The sequence below is a fragment of the Blautia sp. AM42-2 genome (genome assembly GCF_003480245.1).
GTDB classification, from domain to species: Bacteria; Bacillota; Clostridia; order Lachnospirales; family Lachnospiraceae; genus Fusicatenibacter; species Fusicatenibacter saccharivorans.
Map to the genome: position 1 here is coordinate 62867 of NZ_QUIM01000009.1, position 16181 is coordinate 79047.

Below are 16181 nucleotides of genomic sequence, written 5' to 3' on the forward strand. Positions count from 1 at the left end.
GGTATAATAGCGGGAATAAAAATGTTTCCGCGGACGGAATAGAGAGACAAAATAAAAAACAGGAGGAACTTAACAATGGTTACCTGGAACAATCTTGATAAACTGGCTTCTTTTGAGGAGCTGAAAAAAGTGGAGCGTGTCAATCTTGCCGAGGTTATGTCCGGCGAAAACGGAGCAGAGCGCGTAAAATCTTACAGCGTTCCGATGGCAGAAGGACTTGCGTATAACTACGCAGCAAAACAGGTGAATGAGGATGTCCTTGCCGCACTCGTAAAACTGGCAGAAGAGGCACAGCTTTCTGAAAAATTTGAGGAGCTTTACAACGGTGCTGTCATCAACACCGGAGAGAACCGTCTCGTGCTTCATCAGCTGACCCGCGGCCAGCTCGGAAACACCGTTACGGCAGACGGCGTAGACAAACGTGCTTTCTACGTAGAGCAGCAGAACCGCATCGCAGAGTTCGCGAACAAAGTACATGCAGGTGAGATCACCAACGCAGCAGGTGAAAAATTCACCACCGTTGTGCAGATCGGTATCGGCGGAAGCGACCTTGGCCCGCGTGCGATGTATCTGGCTCTGGAAAACTGGGCAAAGAAAAACGGCTGCTTCAAAATGGAAGCAAAATTCATCAGCAACGTTGACCCGGATGACGCAGCAGCTGTTCTGAATTCGATCGACGTAGCACATTCCATCTTCGTTCTGGTATCCAAATCCGGAACCACACTGGAGACTCTGACCAACGAGTCCTTCGTAAAAGACGCTCTGAAAAATGCAGGCCTGGATGCATCCAAGCACATGATCGCCGTTACCAGTGAGACTTCTCCGCTGGCAAAGAGCGACGACTATCTGGCAGCATTCTTCATGGATGACTACATCGGAGGCCGTTATTCTTCCACATCCGCAGTCGGCGGCGCTGTTCTGTCCCTGGCTTTCGGACCGGAAGTATTCGCAGCATTCCTCGAGGGCGCTGCAGCAGAAGATAAACTTTCTGCAAACAAAGACGTATTACAGAACCCGGAGATGCTTGATGCGCTGATCGGTGTTTACGAGAGAAACGTTCTTGGCTATCCAAGCACTGCAGTTCTTCCGTACTCCCAGGCACTGAACCGTTTCCCGGCTCACTTACAGCAGGTAGATATGGAGTCCAACGGTAAATCGGTCAACCGTTTCGGCGAGCCGGTCAATTACCCGACCGGTCCGGTTCTCTTCGGCGAGCCAGGTACCAACGGACAGCATTCTTTCTATCAGCTGCTGCATCAGGGAACTGATATCGTTCCGCTGCAGTTTGTAGGATTCCGCAATAACCAGATGGAGACCGATGTCGACATCCAGGGCAGCACCAGCCAGCAGAAACTCTGCGCAAACGTAGCAGCTCAGATCGTTGCATTTGCCTGCGGTAAAGCAGATGAGAATAAAAACAAAAACTTCGAAGGCGGCCGTCCGTCCAGCATCATCATCGGAGATCAGGTAAATCCGAAGACGCTGGGAGCACTGCTTGCACACTTCGAGAATAAGATCATGTTCCAGGGATTCCTGTGGAACGTAAACAGCTTCGACCAGGAAGGCGTACAGCTTGGTAAAGTCCTTGCAAAACGCGTTCTGGCTCACGAGACAGACGGAGCGCTGAAAGTATTCAGCGATCTGCTCAACATCTAAGAAGTTTAAATCAGAAAATTTAAGATATGAAAAGGCGGCATACCGGATTTTCTTTCTGAAAGTTTCAGGGGGAAAACGGTATGCCGCCTTTTTTATTACTATATTATGGGATTATCCCAGCTTCGCCGGAAGCGACGAGGACACTGTGGACTGATGCTCCTGCCGGAACTGCCGCGGGGTGATCTGATACCGTTTTTTGAACGTACGGATCAGGTGGCTGCAGTCTGCAAAGCCGGTCTCGGTGGCAATAAAGTTCAGGTCATAATCGGTAAAGAGGAGCAGGTTCTCGACCTTGTTCAAACGGATAAATTCGATATACTGCTTGCAGCTCTGCCCATAGTGTTTTAAAAACAGCTTGGCAAAGTACGAATAGCTCATATTGTATTTATGCGCCAGCTCTTCGATGTTGATATTCTCCTGTGAATGACGGTCGATGTAGACGAGAATGTCCTGCATACTTTTCTCTTCACTCTCGGAGATGGTTTCGAGATCAAAACAGATTCCCTGGCAGTGCCACGTCCGCAGAAGGCGCAGGAACAGTGTCGAAAACAGCGAATAAATATACGCGTCGTATCCGTACTGTTTCGCATGGGATTCTTTTTCAATGGTTGTGAAAAAATCGTTCAGGTCGAGCCCCGGAAGATCCATCTGCGTAAAGAGCAGGGAAGGATGCGTCATGGAGGCAACCTTATGGAACGCAAAGCTCAGGTTCGGAAGATAGCTTCCGGTAAGATGAATCCGGTTCAGATTGAATTTTACGCAGAAAAAGCGAAACGGTTTGTCATGATCCGCGGCAAGCGCATGGACTGCCTGCGGCGGAAAAAGGATGAAAGAGCCGGCCTCCATCGGATAGACAACATCGTTGCAGCTCACAAGGAGCGAGCCTTCCTGCAGATAAAGTACTTCAGTAAAATAGTGCCAGTGTGATACCACCGGCATGGAAAAGGTTTCCGAGCTGCAGGAAAATGCCTCGATCGGTGAGCGCAGGATATCACTGTATTCAAATAGATTTTTCAAAAGTAAATTCCTCCTGTTCCGGTTAAAAAGTTCTGCAAAAAATTACGAGGATTATTCAAAAGAATCATGCATGAAGATAGAAACGTTCTATTTTTATACAGTCGCATTATATCATAATGAAATGAAAATTGATACAATGGCGAAAGCATTTGAAAGAGAAAAATGCAGAAACCTTTTGATTTTCAGAAGATAAGGGGGGGATATGAAAAAATGAAAAGCAGCACAAAACCATTCCCGAAAACCAAAATCCAATGGCTGTGGGAAAACATGGAAGGAAAGCGTGCGCTGTATCTGATCGGCATGATCGGAACGGTATTATATAACGTTCTGCAGCTTACGATTCCATATTTTTCGGGAAAAATTGTTGACCTGTTTCTGACAGGTGAAAATGCAGTGCAGAATCTGCAGACACACCGGGATCTGTTTTACCGTCTGCTGATTGCGATGATTGGCTTCACGTTTCTGCGTGTCGTTATTGTCTACGGCAGCTGTATGATTTACGAGCACGTATCACAGAGCGTCCTGTACCGGGTGCGGAATTACCTGTATGACAAAATCCAGCGGCAGGATATGACGTTTTACAGCACGTACCGTACCGGCGATCTGATGACGCGTCTGACCGGAGACCTCGATGCCGTCCGCCATATGGTCGCATGGGTCATCCGAATGGTGATTGAGTCGTTTTCCCTGTTCGCGGCAGCGGCCATTTTCTTCCTGTACACGAACTGGAAGCTGGCGCTCTGCATACTTGTGATTTCGCCGTTCGTATTCTGGATCATCTACCTGTTCCGCAACCGTGTTGCCCCGATGCATGCGGCACTGCGTGAAAAGCTGGCACAGATGAATACGTGTGCGCAGGAGAATATCTCCGGAAACCGCGTCGTCAAGGCGTTTGCAAGAGAAGAGTACGAGATCGAGAAATTCGACCGCGCTAATACCGATTACGCGGAGACAAACAAAGCAACCGCGATGGTATGGCTGAAATTCTTCCCGTTTGTCGAGAGTATCGCTAACCTGATGCCGGTTGTCCTGCTGGCAGTCGGCGGTGTCTTTATGATTAAGGGCCAGCTGACCATGGGTGATTATGTGGCATTCTCCGGCCTCATCTGGGCAATCGCAAACCCGATGCGCCAGATGGGAAATATCATGAACGAGTTCCAGCGGTTCTCTGCAGCTTCAAAAAAAGTCATGGAGCTGTATTACTCCGAGGCGAAGATCAAGGACGAGGAAAATGCAGTGGCACACCCGGAACGCTTCGAGGGAAAAATCGAGTTCGACAACGTTTCGTTCCAGTATGAGGACGGTGATCTGCCGGTTCTGCATAACATTTCGTTTACGGTTAACCCGAATGAGACCGTGGCGGTCATGGGAGAGACGGGATGCGGAAAGACATCCCTCATCAACCTGATTCCGCGTTTCTACGAGCCGACAGAAGGCCAGATCCGCATCGACGGTATTCCGGCGGAAGATCTGAAGCTGTATGACCTCCGGAAACACATCGGACTTGCGACGCAGGATGTCCTGCTGTATTCTGATACGATCGAGGGCAATATTGCTTACGGCGATGACTCGATCAAGATGAATGAGGTCATTAAATTTGCAAAATATTCTGCCGCGGCAGACTTTATTTCGAAGATGCCGGAGGGCTATGACACTCTGGTCGGTGAGCGCGGCGTCGGTCTTTCAGGCGGCCAGAAGCAGAGAATTTCCCTGGCGAGAGCGCTGGCCATCCGTCCGTCGATCCTGATTCTTGACGACACGACATCGGCCGTCGATATGGAGACGGAAAAACAGATCCAGCATTCCTTACGAGAACTGGATTTCCCGTGCACGAAAGTTATCATCGCGCAGCGAATCTCCACCACAAAGACGGCGGACAAAATTATCGTGCTGCAGAACGGTTACATCAAGGAGATGGGAACGCACGAGGAGCTGATGGAAAAGAAGGGCTATTACTACGAACTGGTGAAACTGCAGACCGGTGTGGATGAACTGTAGGAGGGGGAAGCAATGGCAAAAAATACATACAAGCAGGATGAAGTGCTCGAAGAACCTTTTGACATCAGACACTTACTCCGGGCATCATCTTATATTAAAAAATACGCGGGCCGGATGGTTGTGGCGATTCTCTTAAGCGGCATCGGCGGCGCGTTCGGCTACGTTGCGCCGATGATTATCCAGCGGGCACTGGACCTTGCGATTCCGGACAAAAACGAGAAACTTCTGTTTTCTCTGGTCGGAATGCTTGTCGGCATCTACGTCGTCAGCGTCATTTTCACGACGATCCGAAGCCGTATCATGGTGGATGTCAGCCAGAATATCATCTACGATATCCGAAAAGACCTGTTTGAGCATCTGCAGGAGCTGCCGTTCCAGTATTACGACGACCGCCCGCACGGCAAAATTCTGATCCGTGTGGTCAACTACGTCAACTCGGTATCGGATATGCTTTCGAATGGACTGATCAACATTGTGCTGGAGTGTTTCAACCTGCTGTTCATCGTCATTTTCATGTTCCTGGTCGATGTGCAGATGGCGCTCGTCGTTCTCTGCGGCGTGCCGGTGCTGTGCGTGTTCATGGTCTGGATCAAGAATAAACAGAGACGGGCATGGCAGGCAGTTTCAAATAAGAACTCGAACCTGAATGCGTATCTGCAGGAAAATATCGTCGGAGCCCGCATTACACAGATCTTTGCAAGAGAGGATGAAAATGCGGAGATTTTCAAAGATCTTTCACAGGACTGCCGCAGAACGTGGAACACGGCGGTGCGTTATTCCAACCTGGTATGGCCGGGCATCGATTCGATTTCCGTCTGCGTGCGCGCGGCGATCTTCTTAGCAGGCCTTGTGCTGTTCGGACAGGGCAGCAAATCACTCGGTACCATCGTGGCGATTTCCAGCTACGCATCGTACTTCTGGCAGCCGATCATGAACCTTGGAAATATCTTCAACAACTTTATCAACAATATCGCTTACCTGGAGCGTATCTTCGAGACAATGGACGAGCCGGTAACGGTAAAAGATGCGGAGAACGCCGTAAAAATGCCGGAGATCCGCGGTGAGGTGACGTTTGACCATGTCAACTTCTCGTACGATGAATCGAAGCAGATTTTAAAAGACGTTTCGTTTACGGTAAAACCGGGTGAGAGTGTGGCGCTTGTCGGACCGACGGGAGCCGGAAAGAGTACGATTGTCAATCTGATCTCCCGGTTCTACAATGTCAACGGCGGCCGCGTCCTGATCGACGGCCAGGACATCTCACAGGTGACAATTCATTCGCTGCGTGAACAGATGGGTATTATGATGCAGGACAGCTTTATTTTCTCGGGAGACATTGAGGACAACATCCGTTACGGAAAACTCGATGCGACACTGGAGGAGATTGTCAATGCGAGCAAAACCGTGTGTGCGGACGAATTCATCAGCAAAATGCCGGACGGCTACCAGACAGAGGTGCGCGAGCGCGGTTCCATGCTGAGCCAGGGCCAGAAACAGCTGATCTCGTTTGCCAGAACGTTGCTTTCGGATCCGGCGATTCTGATTCTCGATGAGGCAACCTCGAGTATCGACGTGCAGACCGAGAAAGCACTGCAGACGGGCCTCAATGCGATGCTGAAGGGCAGAACATCGTTCATTATCGCCCACCGTCTGTCCACGATCCGCAACTGCGATAAGATCATGTATATCGACAACGGCGGCATCATGGAGAGCGGAACGCACGACGAACTGATGACAAAGAAGGGATATTACTACAAACTGTATACGGCACAGCTCGACGAAGTACAGAAAGCGGGCTGACCCATACTTCAGGATGATAAAAAAGGCTTCTGCCGGCGGATGAAAATCCGGGGCAGAAGCCTTTTGAAATTGCGTGATATTTTATTTTCCGGAGAAGTATTTCTCTTTGATGATCTCAACCGGCATATCCTCGCCAGTCCACAGTTTGAAGGAAGCAGCTCCCTGGTATAACAGCATGTACATACCGTTTCCGGTCTTGCATCCAGCCTCTTTTGCCTCACGCAGCAGGCGGGTTTCCTGCGGATTGTAGATCACATCGAAAACGAAGAGGTCTTTGTGGAACATCGTTGTGTCGGTGATGATGGTGTTCTCGGTTTTTGGAGCCATTCCGACGGAAGTTCCATTGACAAGAATGGCGCTGTCTGCGATGGATGCGCGAAGGACTTCCGGATCGGAGAAGTCGTGCAGGGTAACCTTGCAGGAAGTACGCTCATTCAGTTTTGCAACGATTTCCTCGGCTCTTCCGAAGAAATTGTCTCTGACGTTGAATACATTGATCTCAGCCACGCCGTCGAGGGCTGCCTGTACCAGGATTGCAGTAGCAGCGCCGCCGGCACCGAGCAGAGTCATCTTTTTGCCGATGATGTCTACGCCGTTTTCTGCAACTGCTCTCATGAAGCCGACACCGTCGGTGGTGTAAGCGGTGAGAACGCCGTTGTCGTTGACGATGGTATTACATGCGCCGGAGATCTCCGAAGCAGGAGAAACCTTGTCTGCCAATTTGCACATGATATTTTTGCCAGGCATGGTGATATTCCAGCCTCTTGCACCCATGGTGCGGAGTCCTTCGACTGCCTGCGGCATTTTGTCTTCCGGTACATCAAAGGCAAGGTAGCTATAATCAAGGCCGAGCTGGTCGCATGCTTCGTTGTGCATTTCCGGAGAAACACTGTGTGCAACCGGGCTTCCGAGTAAACATAATAATCCGGTGTGTCCTGTGATGTGTTTTGACATAATTTGAAATCCTCTCTCTCCTCGTATTTCCGCATGATGATAAATCGTGCTGTAGCACTTTAAACTGCTACTATATGAAGTGAATTATACTCCAGATGCCGAAAGAAAGCAAGAAAAAAAGAGGAAATGACGCAAAGTTCATTTCCTCTTTTCGTGTTGGTTTTTGATTAAGGTTTAAGATGGAAAAGATTCGCCCGGAAATCAGATTCCAAGTTTCTCTTTCATGTAGTCAACCGGAGTATCTTTTCCGGTGTACAGCTTGATTGCGATGAGTGCCTGGAACAGCATCATGCCCATGCCGTTGAATACTTTCTCACATCCTGCTTCTTTTGCCTGTTTCATCATAACGGTTTCGCGCGGAGCGTAAACGGTATCCGTTACGATGAGATCTTTTTTAAAGAAGGAAGGATCAGGAATGTTGGAAAGGTCTTCGAGTGGATGCATTCCTACGCCGGTAGCATCGCAGAACAGGTCAGCTGCGTGCATTTTTTCTTTCAGGAGGTCTTTGTCTGCCAGATCGTTCATGGTAGCCTTGCAGTTGGTGTTCTTATTGATCAGATCAACAATTTCCTCTCCACGGCTGTAGAATTTGTCTTTGATGTTGAAGATTTCAATTTCTGCAACTCCATCCAGAGCACCGCGCACTGCAATTGCAGTAGCAGCACCGCCGGTTCCGATCAGGACCATCTTCATTCCCTTGAAATCGATGCCCTCTTCGGTCAGTGCCTGCCAGTATCCCATACCATCGGTGTTGTAGCCTTTCAGTTTTCCGGTTACCTGACCGTTTTCGTCGCGGAGGTTGACTACGGTATTGATAGCGCCGCATAACTTAGCTGCTTCATCTACTTCGTCCAGATATTTGTGGACAACAGTTTTGTTTGGCATGGAAATATTGGAACCGAGCATTTTCAGCGCGCGGATACTCTGCACAGCATCTTTTAAAGAATCGTTATCAACTTCGAAAGCAAGCTGAATGACATCATCTCCGTTTTTGTCGTATGCAAGGTTGTGGGTTGTCGGAGACTGGGTATGACGGATCGGGTAAGCCATTAATCCAACTAATTCGGTATGTCCTGTTACGTTTGGCATGATATTTTCCTCTTTTCTTTTTTTATGCTGCGCTGTTGTCATTGATGTTGGAGTCAAAAGGTTTTTTGACCTTTTGACCCTGGTATCTTGTCATTTTGAAAAAGAAACAGCGTAGCAGATGATATACAGTTTTTGTCGGGCTGCTTAAAGTAGTGGAATCGTTATCGTTCCCTTATGCAGTGAAACACTTGTTATTTCGCTGGGTAAGAAAGCGATGCTGGGGATTACTCAAGCGGCTCCAGATGCAGGTATCCCTGGGACTCCAGTACATTCAGGATAGCGCGGCCTTCCATGGTACCTTCCATGATGCGGCGTGCGCGTACGGAATCGCCGATGGTATAAATATAAGTATGGGTATCGGCGAATGCTTCCTGAAGCTCCGGAAGAATCGGGTTGTTGGAGCGCATTCCAAGGCAGTTGAATCCATAATCGAAGGTGAGATCCTGGATGGTTCCGTCCGGAAGCTTTACAGTGAATGCGTTTTCTTTTACTTCCTGAAGAGCGGTGTTGACATATTCTTTTACACCGTATTTGTCGTGTGTCTCACGCATGGAGCATTTGGTGATCGGGTCTGCAAGCATACCGATCTGCGGCAGCATATCGATGATGGTACACTCGGCGCCTCTCGGTGCAAAGTATTCAATAACGTCAAGTCCTACGGAACCGCCGCCGACTACAACGACTTTCTTGCCCTGACAGGCTTCTTCCGGATATTTTCCGGCGTTTACATTGTTGATCATACCAAAGATGGTATTTACGTTTCCGGCATCGATGTTCTCTTTCAGGCCTTTGATCGGCGGAACAAGCGGAACGGAACCGGTGGAGTTTACAATGATGTCCGGTTTGAACTGTTTAATCTTATCCACCGTAGCTTCGGTGTTGAGGAAAATATACAGGTTTTTCAGTCTGGCAGCTCTTGCCTCAAGGTATTTCGGGAAATCTTTCATACGGGTCTTGCTTGGAAGATCGGAGATGAAAGTGGAAAGACCGCCGATGTGATCGTTTTTCTCAAGTACGAAAACGTTGCATCCGACTTCTGCTGCGGTGCAGGCTGCTTCCATACCGGCAGTACCGGCGCCGACAACAACAACGTTACAGTTTTTATTTACTTTCAGTGCTTTGTAAATATCGCCTTCCGGAACAGCCGGGTTTACGGTACAACGGATCGGGCGGTTGACGCCGATACGGTTTCCTGCACATCCGACGTTACAGGAGATACATTTCCGAAGAAGATCTTCCTCGCCGTTCTCTACCTTCTTTACCCAGTTCGGTTCAGCGATCAGGCCGCGTCCCATGCCGATGATATCTACATCACCGCTCTCGAGAACTTTTTCAACGATCTTCGGATCGCGGTAGTTACCAGCGTTGATCACAGGTTTTTTGAATTTATCTTTTACGGCTCTTGCCATGTAGGAACGCCATCCGTCCGGCAGGAAGTTGGAATCGATCTGATACTGCAGGGATGGGTTGAGGCCGCAGGATACGTCGTACATATCTACGAATTCATCCAGGTACTCCAGGTATTCCAGGGTATCTTCCAGGGTGTTTCCGCCCGGAACACGCTCCTCGGCAGAGATACGAACGATGATCGGGAACCATGGTCCGACGTTTTTACGTACTTCTTCGAGAACCATACGCGGGAAGCGCAGGCGGTTTTCTACAGAACCACCGAATTCATCGGTTCTTTTATTGTAATACGGGGAGATGAACTGGCTCATCAGGTAGGAGTGGCCGCAGTGGATTTCAATGGCATCAAAGCCGATGGCCTGCACACGTTTTGCAGCCTCGCCGTATTTTTTCACGGTTGTCATGATTTCTTCTTTTGTCATCGGGCGAGGGGTTTCTCCGCCGGCTTTTGTCGGGATGTTGGAAGAAGAAACGGTTTCCATACCGGTTCTTGCGGAAGATGCGGAAGCTCCGGCGTGGTTGATCTGAATTGCTACGGTAGCACCGTTTTTATGAAGGTTTTCGACTAACTGATAGTAGCGCGGCATAAAGCTGTCGTGGTCGATACGGATCTGGCTGGTTCCGTTGGAACCGACCGGGTACTCGATGTTGGCGTTCTCCAGAATAATAAGACCAACGCCGCCTTTTGCGCGGAGAGAGTAATAATTCATATGACGGTTACTCATCTCACCGCTTGTCTCACCGTAGTTGGTTCCCATCGGGGTCATTGCAATACGGTTTTTAATCGTTGTTCGTTTGATGGTAATTGGCTCGAAAATTTTTGGGTAAGCACTCTTCATGAAAATTTCTCCTTATTCATTACATGAGCGGTAATCCTCTGTTTGTGACAAATCCATCATAACTCTTTCGACTAAAAATTAACAATATCTTTCAGATAAACTTTTGATACGTTTTCGCTATCGTTTCTGGACTCTTCGATAATGTCAGCGTGCTGTTTCATGTATTCGGTAAACCGTTCGACAGCCGGAAGCCGGTAGCGGTTCTTCATCCAGAACATAAAAGTCTGATGATAAATCTCGAGACCTTTCAGTGTGTGGATGCGGATACCGTCTGCCTGTTCCAGAATATCGGTTCGCGGCATGAGCGCGATGCCGAAGTTTTCGCGTACCAGTGCCACAATCGAATATTCATCCGGGCATTCCATGATAATATTCGGATGAAGCTGATATTTGCGGTAGAGATGACCGGTGTAGGCCCCCATCCAGGATGCGCGGTCGTAGCCGATCACCGGATAACGGGTAAGCTTTACAAGCGGAACCTCCGGTTCATCGGCAATCGGATGCTGTTCCGGGGACACGATGACAAGCGGCTGCTGGATCAACGGAAAAAACTCCATGTCGTCGCGCTTTAAAAAGCCGCCAAACCCAAGATCGAGTTCGCCGGATTTCACCTTCTGTGCAATGGCCGGGGTATGGTTCTGCCAGAAGCTAAAGGCAACATTTTTGTTTTCTTCTTGGTCCAGAAAGGTGCGGACATTGTGCGGAATATAATGTCCGGCAAGTGGAAAAATATAACCGATGTTGATTTTTCCGCCACCGGAGGCGAGCTCTTTCATCTTGCCTGCCGCAATGTCACAGTCGCCTGCGATCCGGTCTGCATGCTCCAGGAAAAGACGGCCGGCATTGGTAAGGACAACACCGCGCCCTTTCTTTTCAAACAGCGTGATTCCAAGCTCACTTTCAAGGGCGGCCATCGAACGGCTCAGGGATGGCTGGGAAATATAAAGCTCCTCTGCCGCCTGGTGATAATTTTCCAGCCGGGCGACCTTTCGGAAATAGAGAATCTGATTCAGTGTCATGTGGTTTTTCCTCCTGAAAAAATGGTTCCGTAAGAAAGTCTTTGCTTCCTCTTATTATGATAACTCAAGTATACCATATCAATGCATTCAATGCATTGATTTTTTCCTTTAAAAGCATTAGACCGCACACACTTTCACTGTTAAAATAAAGGCAAATGTTATTTTTTTAACATTCACGAAACTGGTAATCTGTTGTTTGTGACAAAACAAAATGATGAACCGAACAGAGGAAAAAGACAATTTGACCTCAACACATGATCTATTTAAAAAGGAGAGAAACCATGAACAAGAAATACCTGCCAAGTGCATTAATTTTGTACTTGAACTACTTTATCCACGGTGTTGGATGCTCTATTCTGGGCCAGGCAGTCATCAAAGAGGCTCTGGCAGCAGCATGGGGAGTGGAAGCAATGGCAATTACCGCAATTTCCGCAGCACTCGGTCTTGGCCGTCTGATCGCACTGCCATTTGCAGGTCCTCTGTCCGACAAGCTCGGACGTCGCATTTCCACCGCAATCGGAAGTGCTTCTTATGCAATTTATCTGATCGGCCTTGCCCTTGCATTTAATGCAGGAACACACGGTGGTTATACCATCGCTTACGTATGCGCCATTATCGGCGGTATCGCAAACTCCTTTCTGGATACCGGTATTTACCCGGCAGTATCCGAAATTATTTACAAAGCTCCGGGCGTTGCTACTATGGGAATCAAATTCTTCATCGCAATCGCACAGATGCTGCTTCCATTTGTTCTTGGTGTAGCGGTTACTTCTACCGCAGCCGGATTTACCTCCTACAATCCGTTATTCTATGGATGCGGAATTGCGTATATCGTACTTTTTGTACTGGTATTCCTGTTCCCGCTGCCAGATGCTGACCAGAAAGCATCCGGCACAAAAGAGGGTCTGATCGACAGTCTGAAGCATACCCATTTTTCTTTCGAGTCCATCGCCATGATCCTGATCGGATTCACCTGCACCGGTACCTTCCAGCTGTGGCTGAACTGCGCGCAGAACTTTGCAAAAGAAAATGTAGGCTGGGCGAATCCGTCCATCATGCAGACCTATTATTCAGCAGGAACCATGCTGGCACTCGTTGTAACCGCATTCCTGACCAGAAAAATCAAAGACGTTCGTTTCATCGTTGTTTACCCGGCTATCTGCCTTGTAACCATGATCGCTGTCCTGATGGGACAGAGCAAACCGCTGATGATCGCCGGTGCATTTATCATCGGATGGGCAGGCGCAGGCGGACTGCTTCAGATCGCAACTTCCGTTTGCAATATGCTGTTCCCGAAAATCAAAGGAACCGTAACCGCACTGGTTATGATCGCATCTTCTCTTTGCAACTACACCATCCTGACCGCAGCATCTAAAATGCAGCCGTCCGGCGTTATGACCATGAATATCGTTCTGACCGCAGTTGGTGTTGCACTTGGACTGTTTGTAAACATCCGCTATAAAAAAATGGTTGAACTTGCACAGCAGGACAATTAAAATGAGGTTAAGGATTGCGGAAGTACGAAGTACCAGGTAATCTGGACGTGAAAAAGAAAAGCCTGCAAAGAAAAGTCAGGGTTAAATTGAAGAAAGAAGGAAAAACACATGAATACAGTAAAAGTTCGTGATATTGAAATCGGTGCCGGCGCACCGAAAATCATCGTTCCGATCGTAGGTGTTACCAAAAACGATATCATCGAAGAAGCAAAAACCTTCCATTCGATTCCGGTTGATGTTGTAGAATGGCGTGTAGACTGGTTTGAAGGCGTATTCGACTTTGCGCAGGTAGAGGATGTGTTAAAAGACCTCCGCGAAGCACTCGGCAATATTCCGCTTCTGATGACGTTCCGTACCTCCAAAGAAGGCGGCGAAAAAGCTATCGAGCCGGCAGCCTATGCGGAGCTGAACATCAAAGCAGCACAGACCGGATATGTAGATCTGATCGATGTTGAAATTTTTACCGGAGACGAGATCGTAAAAAAAATCATCGATGGTGCACACGCAGCAGGTGTAAAGGTCATCGCTTCCAATCATGATTTCTTCAAAACTCCTGCAAAAGCAGACATCATCTACAGACTGCGCAAGATGCAGGATATGAACGCAGATATTCCGAAGATTGCTGTTATGCCGCAGAACAGGAAAGACGTCCTGACCCTGCTTGCAGCAACAGAGGAAATGGCCACCAATTATGCGGACAGACCGATCATCACCATGTCTATGGCAGGCACCGGTGTAATCAGCCGTCTCTGCGGTGAGGTGTTTGGCTCTTCCATGACCTTCGGCGCGGCAAAGAAAGCATCCGCACCGGGTCAGATGGGTGTGAATGATCTGAGCACCGTTCTGGATCTGCTTCACAAAGCCATGTAACCGTTTTTTCTTTAGGGGACACCGGTATTTTTAGCTTTGCTGTTGATGCCGATGTCCCTTTTGTATTATTGTTCTGTTATAAATTTAACGGAGGTATGCCTTTTATGAAGAGAATATTTCACTGGCTGGATGAAAATCTCGAAGAATTTCTTCTTGTGATCGGTCTGATCGCCATGACGCTGATCATGGGAGTCCAGGTTTTCTGTCGTTACGTTCTTGGCATGTCGCTGTCGTGGTCGGAAGAGCTGACCAGATATATTTTTATCTGGTGCGGTTTTTTAAGCGTCAGCTACTGCAGTAAGAAATGCCTTTCCATCAAGATCGAGCAGTTTGTTGCGATTTTCCCGCGGAGAGGAAAAGCCATCTTCAAAATTGTGAATCATACATTTGAACTGATTTTTTTCATCTATATGATTCCGTTTGCTTTTTCCTATATGATGTCGTCGGTTAAAAGCGGCCAGCTTTCCCCGGCCTGCAAAATTCCGATGTACTTTATCCAGGCAGCACCGCTCGTCTCCTTTGTGCTGGTTGCCTTTCGTGTTCTGCAGCGGTGGATGATCGAGTTCCGCGTGGCACGCGGTGAGAACGTTTTCGACCCGGCCCATCCGGAGCGCAATACGCCGGAATCCTTCATTGAGGCAAATGCTGGAGCAGATAACGCCACAGAAAATGCCCTGAACGCGGGTATCGACAACCGCATTCATACGATTAAAAATTCAAACGAGGAGGAACGCTAATGCCGGTCGTAGTATTATTTTTGATTTTTGTTGCTTTGCTGGTCATCGCTGTTCCGGTATCGATTACCCTTGGAATCACATCTGTGCTTCCGTCGGTGTTTGACCCGTCCTTTACGGTAGGAGCCAAATATCTGATCCGTGCCATGTTCGGAGGTCTCGATTCCTTCCCCCTGCTGGCAGTCCCGATGTTCGTCCTCTCCGGTATCATCATGGCTAAGGGAGGCATCTCCAAAAAACTGTTTGATGTCTTTGCCTATTTTCTCGGAAAATTCACCGCAGGTATGCCGTGCGCCGTTATCGTCACCTGCCTTTTCTATGGTGCGATTTCCGGTTCCGCTCCGGCGACCGTTGCTGCTGTCGGAAGCATGACAATCCCGATTCTGACTACCCTTGGTTATGATCTGACATTCTCCACAGCGATTGTGGCAGTTGCCGGCGGCCTTGGCGTTATCATTCCCCCGAGTATTCCGTTCATCATGTACGGTATGGCTTCCGGTGCTTCGGTCAGTGACCTGTTCCTTGCCGGAATTGTACCGGGTTTGATGATCGGTCTGCTGCTGATGCTTTATGCCGTTTATCACTGCAAACGGTATGGGGAGGACAAAGAGAAGATCCATGCAGAAGTCAAAGTGCTGCATGACAAGGGCCTGCTTTGCGTTTTAAAAGAGAGCTTTTTTGCACTGCTCAGCCCGGTGATCATTCTTGGCTGTATCTACAGCGGCGTTGCTTCCCCGACCGAGGCGGCTGTTATCTCCGTATTCTATGCACTGCTTGTCAGCCTTTTTGTATACAGGAGTATCCGCATCCACGACATCTGGTCCATTCTGGTTGAGGCGATTCGTACCTTCACTCCGATCCTGTTCATCCTGGCGGCATCGACAGCATTTTCCCGTGTCCTGACGCTGATGCAGGTGCCGCAGACGGTCAGTGAGTTCATTCTGAACAATTTCCACAGCCCGGTTGCGATCCTTCTGATCATCAACGTATTCCTGCTGATTGTCGGAATGGTGATGGATACCACACCGGCAATCCTGATTCTGACCCCGATCCTTCTGCCGATCGTACAGGCAATCGGTATGGATCCAATTCAGTTTGGTGTGATCATGGTTGTCAACCTTGCGATCGGCTTCGTAACACCGCCGATCGGCGTCAACCTGTTCGTGGCAAGCTCCCTGACCGAGGTTCCGGTCATGCAGATCGCAAAGAAGGCTATGCCGATGATCGGTTTCTTCCTTGCGGCACTGCTGCTGATTACGTTTATTCCGGCGATTTCGATTGGAATTTTATAGGGAGGAGCGA

At 48.7% G+C, this 16181-nt stretch carries 12 protein-coding genes; 7 read left to right on the forward strand and 5 right to left on the reverse strand.

The window, feature by feature from the left end; genetic code table 11:
• Positions 1-75: 75 nt before the first annotated feature.
• Complete coding sequence (locus tag DW915_RS10930) at positions 76-1656, forward strand: glucose-6-phosphate isomerase (protein ID WP_022462042.1); 1581 nt, start codon at positions 76-78, stop codon at positions 1654-1656.
• Between the two features lie 111 nt (positions 1657-1767).
• Here the strand turns inward: DW915_RS10930 and DW915_RS10935 are convergent, their stop codons facing one another.
• The gene (locus tag DW915_RS10935) at positions 1768-2673 is read right to left on the reverse strand and encodes a helix-turn-helix domain-containing protein (RefSeq protein ID WP_118742127.1); all 906 of its coding nucleotides are present in this window, start codon (positions 2671-2673) and stop codon (positions 1768-1770) included.
• Positions 2674-2883: 210 nt separating this feature from the next.
• Here DW915_RS10935 and DW915_RS10940 point away from each other — a divergent pair, with 210 nt between their 5' ends.
• Both DW915_RS10940 and DW915_RS10945 read left to right on the forward strand, forming a co-directional pair.
• Positions 2884-4671 (forward strand): ABC transporter ATP-binding protein, encoded by a 1788-nt coding sequence (locus DW915_RS10940; RefSeq protein ID WP_118742128.1) that lies wholly within the window; start codon positions 2884-2886, stop codon positions 4669-4671.
• Between the two features lie 12 nt (positions 4672-4683).
• Positions 4684-6471, forward strand: coding sequence for an ABC transporter ATP-binding protein (locus DW915_RS10945; RefSeq protein ID WP_118742129.1), 1788 nt, complete (start codon positions 4684-4686; stop codon positions 6469-6471).
• An 81-nt stretch (positions 6472-6552) separates the two neighbouring features.
• On the opposite strand, the gene aroE is transcribed toward DW915_RS10945, so the two are convergent.
• The 4 genes from aroE to DW915_RS10965 form a co-directional block, all read right to left on the reverse strand.
• Entirely contained in the window at positions 6553-7425 is an 873-nt protein-coding gene (aroE, locus tag DW915_RS10950; protein WP_055218962.1) for a shikimate dehydrogenase, read from the reverse strand.
• A gap of 201 nt (positions 7426-7626) precedes the next feature.
• Positions 7627-8517 carry a quinate/shikimate dehydrogenase gene (locus DW915_RS10955; RefSeq protein ID WP_334294803.1) on the reverse strand — a complete coding sequence of 297 codons (891 nt, stop codon included), beginning with the start codon at positions 8515-8517 and terminating at the stop codon, positions 7627-7629.
• 221 nt (positions 8518-8738) lie between these two features.
• Positions 8739-10760 carry an oxidoreductase gene (locus DW915_RS10960; protein WP_118742130.1) on the reverse strand — a complete coding sequence of 674 codons (2022 nt, stop codon included), beginning with the start codon at positions 10758-10760 and terminating at the stop codon, positions 8739-8741.
• Between the two features lie 71 nt (positions 10761-10831).
• Positions 10832-11779, reverse strand: coding sequence for a LysR family transcriptional regulator (locus tag DW915_RS10965; protein WP_055218958.1), 948 nt, complete (start codon positions 11777-11779; stop codon positions 10832-10834).
• A gap of 281 nt (positions 11780-12060) precedes the next feature.
• On the opposite strand from DW915_RS10965, the gene DW915_RS10970 reads away from it, so the two are divergent.
• The 4 genes from DW915_RS10970 (at position 12061) to DW915_RS10985 (ending at position 16171) form a co-directional block, all read left to right on the forward strand.
• Positions 12061-13275, forward strand: coding sequence for an MFS transporter (locus DW915_RS10970; RefSeq protein ID WP_118742131.1), 1215 nt, complete (start codon positions 12061-12063; stop codon positions 13273-13275).
• 108 nt (positions 13276-13383) lie between these two features.
• Positions 13384-14145, forward strand: coding sequence for a type I 3-dehydroquinate dehydratase (aroD, locus tag DW915_RS10975; protein ID WP_055218954.1), 762 nt, complete (start codon positions 13384-13386; stop codon positions 14143-14145).
• 104 nt (positions 14146-14249) lie between these two features.
• Positions 14250-14882 (forward strand): TRAP transporter small permease, encoded by a 633-nt coding sequence (locus DW915_RS10980; RefSeq protein ID WP_055218952.1) that lies wholly within the window; start codon positions 14250-14252, stop codon positions 14880-14882.
• On the forward strand, positions 14882-16171 hold the full coding sequence (locus DW915_RS10985; RefSeq protein WP_118742132.1) for a TRAP transporter large permease: 1290 nt from the start codon (positions 14882-14884) through the stop codon (positions 16169-16171). The genes DW915_RS10980 and DW915_RS10985 overlap by 1 nt, the downstream gene beginning before the upstream one ends.
• The last annotated feature ends 10 nt before the right edge of the window (positions 16172-16181 follow it).

Bases quoted from the DNA above. Each gene is read 5' to 3' on its own strand.
- DW915_RS10985 (WP_118742132.1), top strand. From the start codon at position 14,882: ATGCCGGTCGTAGTATTATTTTTGATTTTTGTTGCTTTGCTGGTCATC.
- DW915_RS10980 (WP_055218952.1), top strand. From the start codon at position 14,250: ATGAAGAGAATATTTCACTGGCTGGATGAAAATCTCGAAGAATTTCTT.
- DW915_RS10930 (WP_022462042.1), top strand. From the start codon at position 76: ATGGTTACCTGGAACAATCTTGATAAACTGGCTTCTTTTGAGGAGCTG.
- DW915_RS10965 (WP_055218958.1), bottom strand. From the start codon at position 11,779: ATGACACTGAATCAGATTCTCTATTTCCGAAAGGTCGCCCGGCTGGAA.
- aroD (WP_055218954.1), top strand. From the start codon at position 13,384: ATGAATACAGTAAAAGTTCGTGATATTGAAATCGGTGCCGGCGCACCG.
- DW915_RS10945 (WP_118742129.1), top strand. From the start codon at position 4,684: ATGGCAAAAAATACATACAAGCAGGATGAAGTGCTCGAAGAACCTTTT.
- DW915_RS10960 (WP_118742130.1), bottom strand. From the start codon at position 10,760: ATGAAGAGTGCTTACCCAAAAATTTTCGAGCCAATTACCATCAAACGA.
- DW915_RS10970 (WP_118742131.1), top strand. From the start codon at position 12,061: ATGAACAAGAAATACCTGCCAAGTGCATTAATTTTGTACTTGAACTAC.
- aroE (WP_055218962.1), bottom strand. From the start codon at position 7,425: ATGTCAAAACACATCACAGGACACACCGGATTATTATGTTTACTCGGA.
- DW915_RS10940 (WP_118742128.1), top strand. From the start codon at position 2,884: ATGAAAAGCAGCACAAAACCATTCCCGAAAACCAAAATCCAATGGCTG.